The sequence below is a fragment of the Photobacterium sp. GB-72 genome (assembly GCF_003026095.1).
Taxonomy (GTDB): domain Bacteria; phylum Pseudomonadota; class Gammaproteobacteria; order Enterobacterales; family Vibrionaceae; genus Photobacterium.
Map to the genome: position 1 here is coordinate 341,632 of NZ_PYNV01000002.1, position 21,049 is coordinate 362,680.

12 protein-coding genes are annotated in these 21,049 nt (G+C 40.8%); 3 read left to right on the forward strand and 9 right to left on the reverse strand.

Features of this window, described 5'->3' with window-relative positions; translation table 11 throughout:
• Positions 1-49: 49 nt before the first annotated feature.
• A complete protein-coding gene (locus C9J40_RS04760) occupies positions 50-2,692 on the reverse strand; it encodes a molybdopterin-dependent oxidoreductase (protein ID WP_107206237.1) in 2,643 nt (880 codons plus the stop codon).
• A 575-nt stretch (positions 2,693-3,267) separates the two neighbouring features.
• On the opposite strand from C9J40_RS04760, the gene torC reads away from it, so the two are divergent.
• On the forward strand, positions 3,268-4,446 hold the full coding sequence (gene torC / locus C9J40_RS04765; RefSeq protein WP_107245953.1) for a pentaheme c-type cytochrome TorC: 1,179 nt from the start codon (positions 3,268-3,270) through the stop codon (positions 4,444-4,446).
• Positions 4,447-4,757: 311 nt separating this feature from the next.
• Here torC and yccS read toward each other — a convergent pair whose 3' ends face one another.
• Positions 4,758-6,941, reverse strand: coding sequence for a YccS family putative transporter (yccS, locus tag C9J40_RS04770; protein WP_107245955.1), 2,184 nt, complete (start codon positions 6,939-6,941; stop codon positions 4,758-4,760).
• 470 nt (positions 6,942-7,411) lie between these two features.
• Here yccS and helD point away from each other — a divergent pair, with 470 nt between their 5' ends.
• Positions 7,412-9,493, forward strand: a complete 2,082-nt coding sequence (gene helD / locus C9J40_RS04775; protein WP_107245957.1) for a DNA helicase IV — start codon at positions 7,412-7,414, stop codon at positions 9,491-9,493.
• A gap of 80 nt (positions 9,494-9,573) precedes the next feature.
• Here helD and glpD read toward each other — a convergent pair whose 3' ends face one another.
• From glpD to torT, 7 genes are all read right to left on the reverse strand, one after another.
• The gene (gene glpD / locus C9J40_RS04780) at positions 9,574-11,118 is read right to left on the reverse strand and encodes a glycerol-3-phosphate dehydrogenase (protein WP_107206241.1); all 1,545 of its coding nucleotides are present in this window, start codon (positions 11,116-11,118) and stop codon (positions 9,574-9,576) included.
• A gap of 175 nt (positions 11,119-11,293) precedes the next feature.
• A complete protein-coding gene (locus C9J40_RS04785) occupies positions 11,294-12,076 on the reverse strand; it encodes a DeoR/GlpR family transcriptional regulator (RefSeq protein ID WP_107206242.1) in 783 nt (260 codons plus the stop codon).
• A gap of 173 nt (positions 12,077-12,249) precedes the next feature.
• Positions 12,250-13,767 carry a glycerol kinase GlpK gene (gene glpK / locus C9J40_RS04790; RefSeq protein WP_107206243.1) on the reverse strand — a complete coding sequence of 506 codons (1,518 nt, stop codon included), beginning with the start codon at positions 13,765-13,767 and terminating at the stop codon, positions 12,250-12,252.
• A gap of 49 nt (positions 13,768-13,816) precedes the next feature.
• Entirely contained in the window at positions 13,817-14,674 is an 858-nt protein-coding gene (locus C9J40_RS04795; RefSeq protein ID WP_107245958.1) for an MIP/aquaporin family protein, read from the reverse strand.
• A gap of 312 nt (positions 14,675-14,986) precedes the next feature.
• The gene (locus C9J40_RS04800; protein WP_107206245.1) at positions 14,987-15,967 is read right to left on the reverse strand and encodes a zinc-binding dehydrogenase; all 981 of its coding nucleotides are present in this window, start codon (positions 15,965-15,967) and stop codon (positions 14,987-14,989) included.
• A gap of 182 nt (positions 15,968-16,149) precedes the next feature.
• Positions 16,150-16,608 (reverse strand): methylglyoxal synthase, encoded by a 459-nt coding sequence (locus C9J40_RS04805; RefSeq protein WP_107206246.1) that lies wholly within the window; start codon positions 16,606-16,608, stop codon positions 16,150-16,152.
• 164 nt (positions 16,609-16,772) lie between these two features.
• Positions 16,773-17,843: a TMAO reductase system periplasmic protein TorT gene (gene torT, locus C9J40_RS04810; RefSeq protein ID WP_107206247.1), complete on the reverse strand. Its 1,071-nt coding sequence runs from the start codon at positions 17,841-17,843 to the stop codon at positions 16,773-16,775.
• Positions 17,844-18,064: 221 nt separating this feature from the next.
• Between torT and torS the strand changes: the two genes are divergently transcribed.
• The gene (gene torS / locus C9J40_RS04815; RefSeq protein ID WP_107245960.1) at positions 18,065-20,980 is read left to right on the forward strand and encodes a TMAO reductase system sensor histidine kinase/response regulator TorS; all 2,916 of its coding nucleotides are present in this window, start codon (positions 18,065-18,067) and stop codon (positions 20,978-20,980) included.
• The last annotated feature ends 69 nt before the right edge of the window (positions 20,981-21,049 follow it).

Consider the following 21,049-nt stretch of genomic DNA (forward strand, 5'->3'; position numbering starts at 1 on the left):
ATTATCTTGTCACCGAAAATATTTCAGCGTTTAAAGTGAATGGGTTCAATCACTCTTTTTTTGCATTCTCTTTTAAGAAATCAAGTACAAGCTTACGGTCTTTATCGTTTAGACCTGCGCGTGGGAACATACTTGTTGTAATACCTTTCCACTGCTTGTAAGTGAAGTCACTTGGGTGTGGTGCTGCGTGACATAGAGTACAGCTACCGTAGAACAGTTTCTCACCCGGTGATTGCTGTGGACCTTGCTCTGCTGCAACCGCTTTTAAGCGCTTACCTAATTGTAGTGACCAAATATCCACTTGGAATTTAGACTTAACAATTTGCGGTGGCTCATACGCTTTGTTTGGTGTTAGTACATCAGTACATTTCTTGAAGTAAGCCAAACAGGTATTAGCACTGGTTGCCTGTGCTAAACCACTACTTGTTTTACTGCTGGTTAGCATGTTGATAGAGCCGGAGTTACAACGGCCTTTCTCATCAAGCTGTAGCCATGCACCTTCGTGAATGTAAATAACACCTGGCATTGCTTCATCAGTAATGCGTGCACCCGCAAGTAGCGCACCACGGTCGTTGTACACTTCAATCACATCGCCATCTTTCACGCCACGTGCTGCCGCATCATCTTTGTTGATAAGCACAATCTGACGACCATCAACAGACTCGTAGCTATTCACATCAGCGTTAGCCATTTGTGAGTGTAGACGCATCCATGGGTGTGGGCTTAGTACGTGAACCTGATCTTTCTTCGCATTACCTAACCATTCAAATGGGGGCATCCATTGTGGCATGGGTGGACACTCAAAGGCTTTAAACTTCGCAAGTGTTTCACTGTAAAGTTCGATCTTACCACTTGGCGTATGAAGTGGGTTTTTCTCAGGATCGGCGTAGAAATCACCATGACGAACAAAGCTGTTAGCATCAGCAGGTGTTGATAGGTGAGTAATGCCGTTTTGCCAGAATGTTTTGAAGTCATCTGTCGCATCAGAAGCTTCGTAAGAGGCTCTAATGTGTTGGTACATGGTTTTACCGTCAGTAAACTCTTTATGTACGTTAAACATGAAGGCAAGACGAGAGAAGATTTCGTAATCGTCTAGGCTTTCACCTACAGGCTCAACCACTTTACGCATCGCATAAATTTTGTTGTTGCTGTAAGTACCACCAGAAGTGATGTCGTCACGCTCTAGTGTTGTTGTTGTTGGGAGCACGATATCTGAGTATTTCGCCGTTGCACACCACCAAGGGTCTTGACAGATAATGGTGTCAATATTCTCGTTAAGCGCTTGGATTAACTCATTAGTATCTTGCTGGTGCGAAAGAAGGTTGTTACCTGCGTTATAGATCAATTTCGCTTTTGGTAACGTTAGGTTCGCGCCATCACGGGTGTAGGCTTTACCTGGGTTTTTCAACATATCTGAAATCATAACAACCGGACATGTTTTAGTGATTGGGTTACGACCTTGAGATAGACCGATAGGCATACGCTTACCAGACGTTGGCATACCACCGTTACCATAGTGCCAGCTAAAGCCTGTCCCTTCACCCGGCTTACCAATCTTACCTGCAATCGCAGCAAAGTTGATGATAGACCAGTGGATCATTTCACCGTGATCAGCACGTTGTAGTGCCCAACCCGCTGCGATTTGAGTACGTTTAGTTACACAAAGCTCTGCAATTTCAACGATTTTAGCGGCAGGAAGACCAGTGATCTTTTCTGCCCACTCTGGTGTTTTCTCAATACCGTCTTCTTTACCCATTAGGTAATCAAGGTACTTATCAAAACCTACAGTGTACTTATCTAAATAAGCTTGATCGTTCTTACCTGTTTTACATAGGTGGTAAGACATCGCAGTAAATAGCGCAGTATCCGTGTTAGGACGGATATTGATCATTTCACTGTCAAGAGCTTTGTCCGTTTGGGTTTTCTGAGGGTTAATAGAGATAAACTTAATGCCTTTCTCTTTAAACGCTTCCCAGTGCTTTTGCATTGAGTGGTCTGCAACACGGAATTCAACACGGTTTGTTTTCCAAGGATCACAACCAATGAATAGAACAGCTTCTGTATTATCTTCTATGATTTTCCACGCGGTTTGTGGTGAGTACACTTCCATATCACCAATAACGTGAGGAAGAATAACTTCAGATGCACCAGCTGAGTAGTCACCCGCACAGATACTTTGACCGCCAATAAGGTTAAAGAAACGGCCTTGTAGGGTTTGTGGACGGTTAAGGCCACTGTGAGACCAACCACCGTAAGAAGAACTGAATACCGCTTCATTACCGTGATTTTCGATTGTACGCGCAATACAGAAAGCCGCTAGGGCAATTGCCGTGTCCCAATCAACACGAACAAACGGTTCTTTACCACGTAAATGCGGATTGTGATTGCCTAATGGATCTTCAAGCAGAGACTTACGCACCATAGGGTATTTAATACGTGTGTCAGAATAAGTACGGCTTAACACACCTTTAGTCAACATTTCTGTTGGGAATGGGTCAACGTCGTTCAGTGGTTGAACGCCAATTAACTTACCTTCTTTAACAACCGCTTTAAAAGGACCATAGTGAGATGCAGATGGAATAACTTGCGTGTCAGCCGCAAATACCTTGCCTGCAGGAAAAAGTGTGAGTCCGTTGGCAGCAATTGCGGTTGCTACCGAACCTTTTAAAAAGTTTCGACGTGATAGGGTCATGATTATATTCCGAAGACAGTCCGAGTTATAAAAAATTAAGGCAAAATATGCGCCCAATATTTATTCGGTATTGATGCCTATTTTTTTAATAATTCTTGATAGGCTACACGGAAATGAGAAATATATTATAGGGCCAAATGGAAAGTAAGTTTTCAAAAAAGATCACCTAAGTTTAATATGTTTAATGGTCGATATAAATCCTAGAATATTTAGCGCATTAAGCAAAGATTAATTGAAAATCATTATCAATAGCGACCTTGTTAAGATGGTATAATAATAATTGTGACAAGCATTAACCTGATAATTAGTTGATTATTAATAGATAAATGTGATTTTGTTTCAATAATTCTTGATTGTGTTACAAATAGTAAAAGACTATTGACAGATAAAAAACATTTAGAGCTCTAAATAATTTAGGTTAATAATCAATCACAAAATCAACGTAATGAATTATATTAATAAAAATTTATTTTTTATTAATAACTCGCATTGCCGTATTCATATTCGACTGCTATTTTTGTACGTAACATTTTCTTTTAACGTCATTTTGACGTTTAATTCATTTTGGAACATCAATGAAGAAGCTCTGGCACTTTCTTATAAAGCCAAGCAGTCGCTATTCCGTTTTAGCAATTGCTGTTGTTTGTGTATTAATTACACTTGCAGGCGTATTTACTTTCCACAAATCGATTGAATTCACTTCTACTAACGAGTTTTGTACTGCTTGTCACTCGATGAAGGAAAACTACAACGAATATAAAACAAGCATTCACTTCAAGAACGCTTATGGTGTTCGTGCACAGTGTCGTGATTGTCATATTCCTGAAAATAACCCAATTGCTTTCATGAAGGCGAAATTGGGCGGTATTGGTGATATCTATAGTGAGTTCATTAGTAAAGATATCGATACACCGAAGAAATTCGAAGAAAATCGTCTACGCATGGCACAGAATGTTTGGAAGATGATGAAAGAGACCAATTCAGCGACGTGTAAGAGCTGTCACTCTTACACTGCGATGGATCATGCTAAGCAATCACCAGCAGCAGCGGCTGCAATGACAGGCGCTGCAGCGAAAGATATGAACTGTATCGAGTGTCACAAAGGTATTGCTCACCAGTTGCCACATATCAACAACGATTTCCAAGCAACGTTTAAGCAATTAAGCATTAATGCAGCGAAAGCGCCTGAAGCGACAACACTTTACTCTCTAACATCTAAGCAGTTGTTTGTGAAAGATGCAGCTTCTGATGATGCACAAGGTCAATTGTACCCAGCATCAGAAGTGAAAGTTGTTGGCCAAAGCGGTGACATGCTAAAAGTTGAACTAACCGGTTGGGAAATCAAAGGTTCAACAACTGGTATGTTAGTTCAAGATATGGCGAAACAAATCCAAACCGCGTCTATTGATCCTGAACTACAAAAAACACAGAAAGTGTTGAACACACAAACAGCGACTGATGGTCAAGTATGGCAGCAAGTACAAGTTGAAGCGTGGATGACACAACGTGATATGCTTGCAAGCATCAAGCCTATTTGGGGTTACGGTAAAGAAATCCTAGATGCAAGCTGTAACCAGTGTCACGCAACGCCAGAACCAAAACACCTAACTGCAAACGCATGGGTTGATGGCCTAAAAGCAATGCAACAGTACTACACACTTGATAAGAACGAAGAGCGTGTATTACTTAAATATCTACAAGCTCACGCTAAAGATGCACCAGCAGAATCAGCGGCAGAGCAAGCAACTGAGTAAGATCACTTGCTAAAAAATAGATAGCTTGCGGTAACGCAACACCGAAAGGGAACCTGAGAAATCAGGTTCCCTTTTTTAATATATTGATTATTTTCTCTGTTGACCTTGTCTCTTGAGACAATACTTTTATTTTTAGTGTTAAGCCTTTTGTTTCCTCAACAACACTAAATTGAATTTAGTGCCTATAGGGCTTCTTATTAAGCATGTGTACAAACGTTAACGCTGGCTTGAGAGTTGAATAAATAGTAAACATTAAAAAAGGACTGAATGTTTCCACTCAGTCCTTTTTGTGTTTTTCACAATATTAAATACTACGCAGGCACTTCTTGTTTTTTCTCTTTAGGTGCTAGCTGCTCCGCCAGTTTGTGCATTTCAGGGAGCATACGGTGGATCAAGTGAAGTTGCTGTAACACCATACGTACCGAGGTGCAGTCTTCATCACGCCATTGTCCTAAACGCTGATCCAAATCGAGATCTAATGCGGGTGCCTTTTGACATGTGTTACCTGTCAGTTGTGCCGCTAAACATTCTAAGTGAGCATGAATAATACGGTGCGCTTCAGACACTAACTGATGGGTTTTATCGTCATCGAGCTGTGTTCGGTGTGCACCTAATGCCGAGATATAACTGAGCATGGCATGGTTTAAGGTTAAGAATCGGAAACTTTCATTAGCATCAATTTGGTAACGCTCAGGCTCTGCTAACATATTACTGATCGCCGTATTTAAATGGGCATCAGTATTGTGAGCGTCACGACGGGCAATACGGTAGCTTAAACTGTCTTTTTTACCGATTCGGTACTGACCAATAATTTGTGCTAAGTAATCTTTATTGGCATTGATAGCGCCTGACATCGATTTGTGTAATCGCTTAGATTCCCAATCTGGCAAAATAAAGGTAACGGCTAAAACGGCTAATAAACAGCCAATTAAGGTATCGCCTAAACGCGGCAGAATAACAGCATACCCTTCACCTAATTGGTTAAAACAGAATAAGACGAGTAAGGTAATAAATGCCGTTGCCCAGCCGTATTTCACCATTCTAAAGGCAAAGAAAAGCACGCCTGCAGCAACCATCAATACCAGTTGACCTTCTTGTCCTGGGAATAAATAAAGCAGCGGAATACCTGCGAAGATACCTGCCAAAGTGCCAATAACACGTTGGCGTAGTTTTTGGCGAGTCGCACTGTAGTTTGGCTGACAGACAAAAAGGGTGGTCAGTAATATCCAATAACCCCGTTGCAGATCGAGTGCTTGAATACAGCCGTAGCCCACTGTTAAGGCTATGGCCATACGTATCGCATGACGAAAAAGTATGGAGTCGGTATTGAACTGGGCGCTGATACGTTTACCTAATTCTTTAAAGCCATGCGCTTCGTTATCTGATAACTGAATTTCGTCACTGTCTTCGTTATAGCTTGCATCAGGGTTATTGATGTTCATTAACTGACGTTCAACCGTGGCGAGGTTGTTGAATAGGAAATCGAGTTGGATTAACAACATGTTCCATTCTGGTTTATTTTGGCTATGAAGGTACTGTAATGAATCTTGCAGTTCATTTAAGGCTTTCATGCTTTTTTCATCGTGGGTGTACGATTTCCCCATTGCTAATGCAGTTGAAATATCACGGCAAGCAACGGCTTGAGAACGTAATAAACGTTGGAAACGAAATAGCACATCACTACGGTTAAAGTTGGCTGCTAAATCTTGGTAACGATAATGCGAAGAACTGGCACGTTCATGAATATCTTGTGCCATAAAATAAATCGTTAAGAATCTATCGCCTGTCGTGTTGGGTTGTCCGCGTCTTGCTCGATGTAACAGGGTGGCTTTTGCTGAATTTAGCGCGTTAACGACTCGTGCGTTTTGGCTTGCAGCTTTTAATCGAAGAGGTTGCGGCACTAAGTCGGCAACAGGTTCAAAGAGTTGGCTTTTATGATCTAAATAATCGGCAAACTCGCTAAACACATTAGCAAGGCTGCGTTGTACGGGTTGGTTAGGCCAAAGGATGTGCCATGCTAAGGATAAACAGCCATACCAAAATGCACCGCCTAGTAACAACATCGGCTGGGACCATAAATCGACACTATGATCAGCACCTAGCATGGTGTAAACCGCCAGCAATAATGAAGCAAATGCAATACTTGCGTAGCGTGATCCCATTGCACCTAACATGATGAAACAAAATGTTGACGTGAACAGTCCTAATGCAAAAAAGAGAGGATAAGGGAATAGGACTTCAATCGAAACAGATGCAATTAAAAAACAAAGTAAAGTGAGCGAAAGCGCTTTAATTCTACCGAGAAAATTGTCATCAGTTTCAGCTAGCGCAGCAGCAATAACCCCTAGTACTAACGGTGTCACCTCGCTATTAGAATTGTAATACCAGCAAGGGAGTACGACGCCAACTAACGCAATGAGAACACGAATTGAGTAGTTTATTCTATCGTTCACCCAGTAACGGCGAAAATTTAGATGTAACTTGTTAGTTTGCATATAGATATTAACAATCTTCTGATAAATAATTACAGCGAACGGCTAGAATAACCTTGCCGTAAATTTGATCCAATGGAAGTTCTATAAAGACTTAAATTATTGGGTTATGTAGCTTAGAAATCGGCTTAACGATAACAGAATTTGGTGATAGATACTGCATCGACATCTCATGAAAGAACGTTCGTTTGATAAAAACGAGCAAGTTTTGTTCATTGGTTGAACTTTACTATTGAAGCTGAATCCAAAAATACATTTGTTTGTTCTGCTAGTGGAATTAATAAGTAAATAAATCTTAGAACGCTATGGCATAACAGGAGTTATTGGTACTCTATAGCGATATAAACCCAAGAAACTTGGGTAGACATCCGATCATAGGGTGATTGGACCTTTTCTATTTTAGCTGCATGTTTTTTTAAGCGGCTATGTTCAATATTACGCCCATATAAGAATATGGAAAAGTTGGTGAGATAATGCAATTAAGTGCCAGTTGGTTAGCACAATGGTTAGTGCAGGGTGATTATTACAGTATCGCTTTAGATGACAATGCATTGGTTTTAGATAGCCAAGTTGGCTCAGAAGTGATCTCGTTTGACGATTGGGATGGCTCAATTGAAATACATCGTGGTGTGTTATGGGGAGCGTTAGAGCTAACTTCTTCTGATCAGCAATATTGCTGGACTATTCATGGTTTGCCTTGGAGCGAATGTAAGCCGTTTGCCGCTTTTCTTATCCGCACGTATCAAGATTGGGCAAGAAATCGCGTTGATAAATTAGACGCTGTTTTACCTGAAATCTTACAGCGTATTGGCAAATTTTCATCACAACCGGGCTATTTACGTGGCTCTGAGCATGAATCGTTACATACTTTCCTTCATCAATCGCTTGCTGATACAGATTTAACACCAGAGTTAGCGGCATCATTCCGTCCTCGTAGCTTTGAAAAAATTTCGCCTTGGCTAGAAGAACATCAAGATTGGGTTGAAGAACACAATAAGACTTGGATTAAGCAGCAATCTGAAAAATGGGGATCATGGTTTGATAGTTTTGAGCGTTCACCATTAAATGACTCTCAACGAGAAGCGGCGTTAATCAACCAAGATCATAACTTAGTACTTGCCGGTGCAGGTACGGGTAAAACCAGTGTTTTGGTGGCTCGTGCAGGCTACTTAATTGCGAGTCAGCAAGCCGTACCTGAAGATATTTTGATGCTGGCATTTGGCCGAAAAGCGGCAGAAGAAATGTCGGAGCGTATGGGGGAGAAAGTCAGCGATCGCGTGAAAGTTGCTACCTTCCATAGCTTAGGTTCGCAAATCATCGCAGAAGTAGAAAAAGAAAAGCCTAATGTCGCCGGTATCGCTATTGATGCACGTGTTCGTTCAGCATGGATTGCCCGTATGTTGATTGAACAATGGAATAAATCAGCGTCAGCGAGCAAATGGCAACGTCACCTTACGCAATGGCGAGTTCCGGGTTTTAGCAAAGAAAACACGATGGAACAGCAGGCTGAAAATGAGCAATTGCAAGCTTGGGTTTGGCGCCATATTGAATTATTAGGTCAATCGACATTGTCGAAAGAAGCGCTAATAGAAGAAATTCAAAATAACAATAACCCAGCGATGCGCCCACGTATGAAGAGCGAATTAGAGTTATTGTGGCCTTGCTATCAAGCTTATCAGCAGTACTTAAAATCAAAGAAACAAATCGACTTTAACAGCATGATTGATGTGGCAACTCAATATGTTAAAGAAGGTAAGTTTGTGTCACCTTGGCGCTTTATTATGGTGGATGAGTACCAAGATATTTCGCCACAACGTTTAGCGCTAATTGAAGCATTATGCGGCCAGAAAATAGAAGGTAAGTCGACACCAACCTTGTTTGCCGTTGGGGATGATTGGCAGGCTATTTACCGCTTTGCGGGGGCTGATGTTAACCTAACGACTGACTTTGAAGGGCGTTTTGGTTCATCTCATATCACTGAGCTATCAACAACGTATCGCTTTAATAGCATGATTGGTGAAGTGGCAAACTTATTTATTCAACAAAACCCAAGCCAAATTAAAAAGCAGTTAACCAGCTTTACGAAACAAAATAAGAAAGCGGTTACCTTGCTTGATAGTGATTTAATGCTGCAAGATTTAACCCGTGTAGCCAAACTTTATGATAATAAAGAAACGAGCGTGATGATCTTGGGTCGTAATAATAAGCAGAAACCAGCTAAGTTTGAGGACTGGAAAGCACAGTGGCCACAACTAAACTTGAAATACATGACATGCCACGCGAGTAAAGGGCGTGAAGCTGATTATGTCTTTATTGTTGATGTTAACAAAGGTATTTTCCCATCTCCAGATCGTGAAACAGGTTTAGCTGCTGTGTTGCAACCACGTACTGAAAACTATACTGATGCTGAAGAGCGCCGTTTGTTTTATGTGGCGTTAACACGTGCGCGTAAACATGTATGGGTATGTGCTGGTTCACATAATACATCTTCTTTTATCAATGAGTTAATTGAAGATAAGTACCCTGTAAATAATAAGATTAAACGCATTAAGTAATTATGTAATTGTTAAAAAACCGACCTATTAAAGGTCGGTTTTTTTATTTCTATAAAAGTAAGTTATGGCTTTTATCGTTATTAGCCGACTTTATGAAAACTCACGATATTGTTTGATGGAGCATTGGCATCGATATACTCTTTGACCTGTAATTGCTGCTCATCGGTTAGATATAACCCTAATTTAGTTCGGCGCCATAAGAAGTCTTCGACCGTTTTCACATGTTCATGTGCAATAACATAATCAATTTCTTTTTGGTAAACGCCATCAGCAAATTGAATGCCCATATCGTCAATACAAGTTACGTCTGCCAGCATCTTAAAGCAGTAACTTCCAAATTGTTTTACATAACGAAGTGCTTGTTTATCACTTAGCCATGGGTAACGGTTTTGTAAGCTTTCAGCAAGTTGTTTTCGTGAACAGCTAAAGTTTCCACCTGGTAGGGATTGATTGGCTGTCCATGATTTGCCCATTTGTGGGAAGAAAGGTTCTAGGTGTTTCATCGCCGATTCTGACAGCTTTCTGTAGGTCGTCAATTTGCCACCAAAAATTGAAAGCAAAGGTGCTTGGTCGAGTTCTTGCTCAAGTTCTAATGTGTAATCACGTGTGATTGCTTGTGGTGAATTTGATTCATCATCACATAGCGGGCGAACGCCACTAAACGTCCACACCACATCTTCTCGGTCGAGTTGATCAACAAAGTGTTGGTTTACAATATCAATGAGGTAGTCGATTTCAGTCTCATCAATCGCGACATGACGAGGATCGCCTTTGTATTCCAGATCAGTAGTGCCAATGATTGAAAAGTCGTCAAGATAGGGAATGACAAAAACAATTCGGTTATCTTTGTTCTGAAGAATATAGGCTTGCTCTTCATTATGAATTTTTGGTACGACAATGTGAGAGCCCTTGATCAAACGAATGTTACGAGGCGATGGCGTTTCTAAACCGTTATCAAAAAATTGTTTAACCCAAGGTCCTGCCGCATTAACAAGCGCTTTGGTTCGTCGCTCAAAGCGCTCACCTGTACGTTGATCAACCATGGTAACGCGCCAAATATCCCCTTCTCGTACCGCGCTTTCAACTTTGCAGTAGTTAGCAACCTCGCCGCCATTTTCTTCAATAGCCATAATGTTTAATAGCACTAAACGCGCGTCATCAACCCAGCAATCAGAGTACTCAAACCCCACTTTCATTTCTGGTTTAAGTAAACCAGATTGTGCCAGATTAATTTTTTTACTCGCAGGTAAGGTGGTTCGTTTGCCTAAATTATCATAAAGAAATAGACCACTGCGGATCATCCAAGCTGGGCGTAAAAAAGGACGGTGAGGAAGGCGGAATCGCATCGGCTCGGCAACATGAGGCGCTTTTTTTAAGAGCACCTCACGTTCAGCGAGTGCTTCGGAAACAAGGCGAAATTCATAATGTTCAAGGTAGCGTAGACCACCATGGATGAGCTTTGAACTTGCAGATGATGTGGCAGAGGCAAAATCATTTGCTTCGTATAAAGCAACATTTAAGCCTCGACCAGCCGCATCTGCTGCAATACCAGCACCATTAATACCGCCACCGATGACGATGATATCGAGAAGAGGGGTTGCGCTATTGTTTTTAGTGATATCCATAAAACGACCTTAAAAAATGAGCAAACGAACATAAGAGAGCATAATGTAAGCATAACTTAAGTTTCGTTTGTGATCATTTATTGTTTTCGTTTGTTGTTCGTTTTTGCTCGTTTATGTGATTTGTATAAAAAAATGCGCTTTTATATTGAATGAGTTTTGCGATTGTTAGCATGTTTTACTCATTATGGTCATGCTCTGAAACCACCTCAATTTGTAATTGATGTTCATTAATAATTGAAAGAATATTTTCAGGTGGTTGCTGATCGGTAAAGAGTGCATCCACTTGCGAAATACAGCCCAGTTTGACCATCGCATTACGTCCAAATTTAGAGTGATCCACAGCAAGAAATACTCGGCGGCTATTTTCAATAATGGCTTGCTTTACGCGCACTTCATGATAATCAAAATCAAGTAACGAGCCGTCATTATCGATACCACTTATGCCTAAGATGCCGAAATCTAAGCGAAATTGTTGGATGAAATCGAGCGTGGCTTCTCCAATGATACCGCCATCATGATCACGAACTTCACCGCCGGCGAGAATCACTTTAATTTCTGGGTTTGATAACAAAATCGTGGCAGCATTTAAGTTGTTGGTTACAACACGTAGTTGTTTGTGTTGGACACACAACGCACGTGCGACAGCTTCAGGTGTAGTGCCGATATCAATAAACAGCGATGCACCATCAGGGATATGTTTAACAAGACTTGCAGCGATTAAGTCTTTCTCGCTGAAATTAAGTGATTTACGGGTAATGTAAGAGGTATTTTCAGAGCTAAGTGGCGTCGTAGCTCCACCGTGATAGCGACGAATTTTATTAGCGTCGGCGAGTTCGTTCAGATCGCGGCGAATCGTTTGAGGGCTGACGTTAAAACGTTCGACTAACTCTTCTGTACTGACATAGCCTTGTTTTTTCACCAACTCTATAATTTCTTGGTGTCTTGGTATTTGTTTCACTAAAAATTTCCCTGTCTTACTTGGCATTGCCAGATATACATTTAAATATAATGCTATCTATTGTGCTTTAATTTTCCTTTCCATAGAAGTGATTCAATTCTCTTATCTGTATTCAAATAAAAAAGAGCGTTACAAAGAACGCTCTTTTTCTCTTTTATTCGTTTTATGAATAATTAATCTTCGCAATCATGCATTTCTGCCCATGTTTGCGCGCATTTAACTGCGCGTTTCCAACCTTTATAGCGTCGCTCACGCTTATCATCACAAGCGTGGGGACTGAAAGTGCGGTTAATTACGGCTTTATCTTTAAGCTCATCAATATTACTCCAGAATCCGACAGCTAAGCCTGCAAGATAAGCGGCACCTAATGCAGTGACTTCGGTGACTTCTGGGCGCTGAACTTCGGTATCTAATACATCAGACTGGAATTGCATTAGGAAGTTATTGGCTACGGCGCCACCGTCAACTTTCAATGTGGCAAGCTGAATACCTGAATCCGCTTTCATGGCGTCAATAACATCACGGGTTTGATAAGCAATACTTTCAAGCGTCGCACGAATAATATGGTTTGAGTTCACACCTCGGGTTAAGCCAACAATTGTGCCGCGTGCGTAAGCATCCCAATATGGCGCACCTAACCCCGTAAAGGCCGGTACGACATAAACACCGTTTGAAGTATCAACCTTAGTGGCAAAGTACTCGGAGTCTTTGGCATCAGCTAATAGTTTCATTTCATCACGTAGCCATTGAATGGATGCGCCCCCCATAAATACAGCACCTTCAAGTGCGTAGGATGCTTCACCTGATGGGCCACAGGCTAATGTAGTGAGTAGACCATGAGTTGATGATACTTTTTCTTGTCCTGTATTCATTAACAAGAAACAGCCCGTTCCGTAGGTGTTTTTAGCTTGCCCTGGCTCAACACACATCTGACCGTAGAGAGCGGCTTGTTGATCTCCGGCAATACCCGCAATTGGAATACGTGTGCCGCCTTTACCACCAATATTGGTTTTACCGTAGACTTCCGATGAGCGTTTTACTTCTGGCATCATAGAGGCAGGAATACCTAACTCATCGAGCAGCTTTTGATCCCACTCAAGGGTATTGATATTAAATAACATGGTACGAGAGGCGTTGGTGTAATCTGTTACGTGAACGCGGCCTTGAGTCATTTTCCATACTAGCCAAGTATCAACAGTACCAAACAGTAATTTACCAGCCTCAGCATCTTCTCGCGCGCCATCAACATTATCTAAAATCCATTTTACTTTGGTACCAGAGAAATAAGGGTCAAGGACAAGACCTGTATTCTCGCGTACATATTCTTCTAATCCACGTTGTTTTAATTCTTCACAGATCTCTGCGGTACGACGACACTGCCATACAATGGCGTTATAAACTGGCTTACCTGTTTCTTTATTCCAAACAATAGTAGTTTCACGTTGGTTTGTAATACCGATCGCTGCAATTTGATCGCTACGAATACCTGACTGGCCTAATACTTCGACTAAGGTTGAACTTTGGGTGGCATAGATCTCTAGTGGATCATGTTCAACCCAACCCGCTTGAGGATAAATTTGGGTAAATTCTCTTTGTGCGACACTTACGATATTGGCATCGTGGTCAAGAATAACTGCACGAGAGCTTGTTGTGCCTTGGTCTAACGCTACGATGTATTTTGGATCGTTCATGTTTTTGTCCTTTGTTTCAAACTATTATAATTATACTAGGTAGTAGAGGTTAAGCTTGCGTGCGAGCTTCTTCTTCTGTGTTTTTGTCACATTGATTTGGAATTGTACAACCTTGTCCTTGTTGAGGCAGATGCGCTGCAACAACTTTAGGGTATAACCAGCCACCAAAACAGGCGCCAGCAATGGGAGCTAAAATCGGCACAATAAAGTAAGGAATATCAAGGCCACCTGTCAGTGCTTTATCCCAACCGGCGAAATAGGCGAACAACTTAGGGCCAAAATCACGCGCTGGATTCATAGCAAAACCTGTTAATGGACCTAAAGAGCTACCAATTACGGCAATTAAAATTCCGATAAGTAATGGATTTAAAGCACCACGGGATGCGCCATTATTTTCATCACCAAGGGCTAAGATGGCGAACATCAATACTGCTGTGATCACAAACTCGACAGCAAATGCGCCGAAAAATGACAGACTGGCATGTGGGTAAGTCGAGAAGATCCCTGCGGTTGCCAATGCTTCATTACTGCTTCGTACAAATTGATGGGTAATTTCATATTGGGTAAAGAGGTTGCTATATAGGGCATAGATAAGCGCAGCAGAGCAGAAAGCACCAAGAAGTTGACTAATAATGTAAGGTGCGACTTTCTTTTTATCAAAACCGTGAAATGCAGCAAGAGCAATAGTAACGGCTGGGTTAATGTGAGCGCCAGACACGCCTGCAGTACAATATATGGCTATAGTGACACCTAATCCCCAGATAATACTGACTTCCCATTGACCAAAGTCAGCGCCTGTTAATACTAAAGCGGCGACACAGCCGACACCAAAAAAGATTAACAAGCCTGTACCGATAAATTCAGCGATACATTCGCCGAGTAGTGAGGGGGCTTTCGTTATTGTCATTTTAATTATCCTTATTATTCACATCGAATGTTATTGTCTGGGAGCACGGCATATCTTCTACAATATTCGACATTTCGAAAACAAAGAAACATTAAAAGTGAGCGTTCGAGCATTAAATGAAAATAAAATGTATTTGTTTTGTTAAATGGCTCATATTTTTTAAACGAATAAATCCATATAAAAATATAAAACGAAAGGTGTCATGCGTATTTATATCTTTTATGAAGGTATGAAGTGGCGAGTATTGATGAGTTGTCGTCATAAAAAAGGACTCATATGAGTCCTTCGTTTTTGTTCTATTTGAAAGCTTAGTTAGGGATTAACATACACAATCACTTTACCGCTATGTTTTTTATTTTGAATATTAGTGAGTGCGTCAGGAAGTTTGGGAAAAGGGACGATTTTTTCTACCATACTTTTAAGCTCACCGTCAGCAACAAGTTCACTGAGTTTATTACCAATATCTGCAAGATGAGCAATATGTTCTGGTGCTCCGTGGGCATAGGTGCCATGTAAAGCCACTTCATGGATACTTAATGCTTTAGTCGTCGCTAATAGCGGCACTTGAGTAAACTGATCGGCGACCATCACAATATGTCCGTTATAACGGATTAGCGCGCTCATAAGGCTACCGGAACGTGCAGAGACACAGTCGATGACACCATGCAGCATTTGATCTTCAGTTAGATTGATTATCTCGAGGGCAATATTTTGCTCTGGCGAGAGTACTGCATCAAGTCCATAGCTTAATAAGCGTTGGTGGTGTTGACGTTCAGCAATCGCATAAACTGTCGCCCCTGCTTTTTTTGCAAGTTGCGCTGCAAATCCACCGACTCCGCCACCGGCTCCTGTAATAGCAATACGTTGGCCTTTCTGGACTTGTAATTTGTCGTGAACGGCTATCCATGCACTATATCCAGCACAGGGTAAAGCGGCGGCGTCAGTGAAAGATAAGGTAATAGGAATACGACTTGCGGCAGAGGCTTTGATGCAGGCATATTCGGCAAATCCACCTGCAGTTCGAGGATCGGCAAAGAAGATGACCCTGTCACCGATTGAAAATTGTTTTACATTCTCGCCTATACTTTCAACCGTTCCCGCAACATCTAATCCGATTATCTGAGGATAATTCCATGTTGCGTAACCCCATTCTGTTAATTTGTAATCCATGGGGTTTAACCCTACAGCCGCGACTTTTATGCAAATTTCGTCTGCGCTAGGAGTAGGCTTATCGGTTTCTTCGAGAGATAGTGCGCTTATTCCATTTGGCTGTTTTAACATCCACGCTTGCATTGGCAACTTCCTCTACTACATATAATCTATTTAACAATATAACGCATTACATGTATTTTCGTCATTTAGTTGAAGCAATTGTGCCAAAACGGAAGGGATTTCAATTAATTGTTACTTTCTCGCAAAGGTGAGGCTAATTGAGCCTTTTACGATGAAGGCAAAAGGCTAAAAGTAACCAAGGATTAATTGATACGCTCTGCTAGGTAAGCATCGTAATCAGGAACTTCAATACTGACTTCTTGATCGAGAAGCGGTGAGGTGATCATGAAGTTTGCGCTAGCACGGTTAGTCGCAACAGGGATATTCCATACTGCTGAAATACGGAGTAACGCTTTTACATCTGGGTCATGAGGAACGGAATTGAGTGGGTCCCAAAAGAAAATCATCATATCGATTTTTCCTTCAGAAATCAGTGCGCCTAATTGTTGGTCTCCTCCCATTGGACCACTGATTAAGCAAGTGATCGGTAAACCTATTTCTTTTGATAAGAGGTGTCCTGTTGTACCTGTAGCGTATAGCTCGTGAGATGCCAGTTTATCTTTATGTTCTTTAACCCAACGAAGTAGATCAACTTTACAGTTATCGTGTGCAACGAGGGCGATATGTTTAGAGGATGCCATTGTGCGGGTTGTTCTGTGCATCATATTTCCTTGCTAAGATGTTCTGATCGTAATGATGAAATAAATAGATATCAGAACCTTATAAATGAGTAAAACACAATAATCTAATTCTTAGCGGTGATACAAATATTATATTTGAGAACAAAATATCCTGCGTCAAAGAACCTAGGACGCAGGACAAAGCATTATTGTTTTACATGGTGGTCTTTAACATAAAAAGAAGGGCGGAACTCAGCGGGTGATAACGACTCTGCAATCACTTTTTTAGGTAAATATTCTGGTGTGAGATTGACAATTGAAGGTGCAATATCGAGTACGACTGGCTTATGTTCAAGATAACGAACAGCTTGGTCGATAGATAGCATGGCTTGTTCCGCCATTTTATCGGTAGGGGCAAATAATATGCGATGACGTCTTAAGCCTCGATAAACACCATGACTGAGGTAAGTTGATACAATTTTTATGTTGTGAATATCGTGAGTACGTAACTCACTTATTGCTACTTCTGCCGCCACAGCGCCACCAACAATGTAGTTAATATCTTCTTTCGATGCGAGGATTTGCTGAATCAAATTTCGTTGTAATTCTTTACTGTTATCGGCCCATAAGGTTGTCACAATTTCTACATCGCTGTTTTTAATCGCGTCTTTAAAACCACGAGATACAGGTTTGGTACCACCTTGGAGTTGAGGGCCTGGTAGCCAAGCGACTTTTACCACACCTGAACCTTTCGGGTGACGTTTAGCCAGGTATTCACCTGCAACTTTACCCATGTCATACCAATTTACGCCTACTTTGGCTTTCACATGTTGGCGAATATCAGGATCGGTAAAATCAATATTGTTCGTCATTAAAAATACAGGCGTATTACCAATAAGTTTAGAGAGTATTCCGTTATAGGCTTCGTCATCTACAGTGCCTAGAATAATCGCATCTGCACCCCATTGATGGCATTTTTGTAGCTGCAATGTTTGCTTATCTAAATTGGGATAACCGCCAGCTTCCATCACTTTTAATGTAATGCCTAATTTTTTTGCTTGTTTAACCATTCCATAATTGATCGATAACCAATATGAATCTTTTAAATGCGGGTAAACTGCACAGATCTTCCATGGCTTAGTAACGGAAGTTAAAAAATTATATTGGACTTCAGTTGCTTTTTTATCTGCCTGAAAAGGAGGTTGATAGGAGATCACTTCTTGTGCAGAAGCTGTTTGGATGGAAAGTAAAAACAAAACAAAACAAAAAATGCGCATTTATACCAACATTATTTTAGGTTTAAAGTCATATCGCTGGCAAAATAGTAGCGCTTTATTTTCTCTTGTGAAATAGCGAGCATACTGAGCAACGACAGATATACGATATTATATACCTAAGTAACCTTGAGATGTTCAATTGAGTGACAACACGCGGCATTAAATGCTTGAAGTCACTTTGGTATATATGGGTTGCAAACATTTTGATGTAGAGATTATTTATGACGTTTACCCTAAAAGGTATCGGAACGAAATTGTTAATAGCCTTTTCAGCAATGGCTAGCTTGATGATTATTGCAGTAATGATTGGTGTCGCAGGTTTTTCATTAGTGGCTAAAACTGAGCGTACGGTAATTAATTCTGCCGTGCCTGCATTAGCAGAAGCGCGTCAGTTATCAGATTTAAGTTCTCGTATTATTTTTAATGCACAAGTATTGGCAAAATCTAAAGCAGAATCTGAACGTATGCGACAAGGGCGTGCGTTAACCATTCATATTGAAGCATTAAATCGAAGCTTGCATTCACTTGAACAATTTTCTTTTGATCAACCGTTAATGGTGAAATTAGAAGAAGATGTAAAGCGCATTGTTGATAATTTAGCATTATTAGGTTTACTAGTAGGGCGTCAGATCGATCTTCAAAGTCAGTTAGATAAGCTAACAACAGAGATGACGAAAGCCACCCATCAAATTGATAATTTATCTCAATCTCAGGTTTCAAATGCCAATACCATTGCAGTGGCTAACGTGTCTCGCATCTATGATTTAGTTGCAGATGGAAATAAATCTGCTGTCTATAAAGCATTAGATAGTCTCGTTGAAGTGGATATGGACTTATCTGAACGTTTATTTGAACTGCGATTTTTATCGTTACAAGTGATCAATATGCTGGATGATTCTAGTCGTATTGTTGATATTAAATCTCTCGTGGCGCTTAAAAAACGCTATAACGACGCGGTAGGTATCATGAGTCAGCGAGTTAAATCCGTAGAAGATCCTAGCCGTTCAGAACAATTAGTTGAGCTAACTACTCAGCTTAATCGTGGCCGTTTGTTGTTTGGGGTTATTGAGCAACTAATTTATGCAAAGCAAGATGTCGAGCGCCTTGATCAACAAAATTTGGTGTTATTCCAGCAGTTAAATAATACCGTTGATGACATTATTGATGTTGCTAATGTGAATACTCAGCAAGCGGTTAAACGTGTTGATCATACTTTAACACTTGCCCGAAATACGTTAATAGTGATCTCTGCAATTGGTTTATTGGCGTTAGTACTCATTATGTGGCGATTTGTTTATGCAAGGGTGATTTGCCGTATTAACGAATATAGCCGTGCGTTATCAGCTTTAACCCGAGGCGATTTAGGGGTCAGAATTAACGTCAAAGGGGATGATGAATTAGCGCAAATGGGGCGAGCTATTTTAGTGGCTCGTGACACCGCTAATGAGCGATATCGTTTGGCGCAAGCAGAGTCAAAAGCTCGGCAAGAATTACAAGAGCATAAAGCTAGCCTTGAACGATTAGTTGCAAAACGTACTGGCGAGCTTGAGAAAATAAACAGTCGCTTAAATGAAGAAGTTTATAATCATTATAAAGCGCGCGATGAAGCCGAAAAAGCAAACCGCGCGAAGTCTTCATTTCTTGCAACTATGAGCCATGAGATCCGAACACCAATGAATGGTGTCTTAGGTACTGCATCGTTATTAGCAGATACACAATTAACATCACAACAGAAACGCTATCTCGATGTGATAAACCGCAGTGGTGAAACCTTACTTGATATTTTAAATGACATTCTTGATTACTCGAAAATTGAAGCTGGGCATTTAGATATAAGGCCAAGTAACTTTTCCGTTGTTCGGATGGTTACTGATGTGTCTAATATGTTAGAAGGGCGAGCGTTTGCAAAACGTATTGGTCTTGAGTGCCATATTTCACCACAAGTTGAAGGAATATGGTTTGGTGACGAGAGTCGCATACGTCAAGTGCTAGTAAATCTCGTAGGTAATGCGATTAAGTTTACAGATACGGGCAAAGTTTCAATTTTTGTAGAGCCTCATCCCGACATGCCAGATGAATTGCTGTTTTCTGTAAAAGATACGGGTATTGGTATTGATGAAGAAGAGCAAAACCTTTTATTTAGTGCTTTCCAGCAAGCAGAAGCAGGACGAAAATCCATTGAAGGTACAGGTCTAGGCTTAGCAATTAGCAAACACATTGTAGCGGCAATGGATGGTGAAATTGGTTTAGAATCAGTAGTTGGTGAAGGGAGTTGTTTTTGGTTTGCATTGCCTCTTGAGCATGGCGAAGGGAATTTAGAAACCGATGATAAAAGAGTGATTATGCGTTCTGCTCATATTTTGCTGGTAGAAGATAACCCAGTAAACAGTATGGTTGCTGAAGGTTTCTTAACTCGTTTAGGCCATACTGTTGTCACGGCTGCTGATGGTGCTGAAGCTGAAGAAATATACAAAAAACAACGTTTTGATATCGCGTTATTAGATATTAACTTACCTGATACTGACGGTGTTCAGTTACTCAGTCGTTTACGCCGCTTAGAAGATAATAGCCATGAAGCATGGGAAGAGCCGACGCCGATGGTTGCGTTTTCTGCTCATGTTTTTCGTGAAGAAGTGGAGTTATATTTAAATGCTGGTTTTGCAGGATTCTTACCTAAACCGTTAGTTGAAAAGCAGTTGATTGATACAATGAGCAGTATCTTAAAAGGTGAGAAACGCGTGATTATCGAAAAAGGTATTGGAGAAGAGAGCGTGGAAGTGAAGCCAACAGAGAATACGATTCCACTATTAAAAGAGTCCGTATTAGGCAGTGATCTTCAAGTATTGGGCGAAGCGCAAGTGAAGCAGCTTATTCACTTATTTGGAGAATCATCGAGCTTAACGTTATCAAAACTACATCAGGCTATTGATGATAAGAATTTATCTGAAGTGGCTAAACAAGCGCATACCTTAAAAGGTGCAGCTGGAACCATGGGGCTAATGCAACTTCATCATATTTGCTCTGAATTTGAAAAAAATGCGAAAGAAGGTTCAATTAAAAGTTTAGATCTGAGCTCGCTACAAAAAGTCTTTGATCAATCTGTCGCGATATTAGAAACCACCTTTATCAGTGCATAATCAAAGCTATTTAGATGAGAAAAGGGCATATACAGTGCCCTTTTTTAATGTCTATGAAACGTTCAGTAC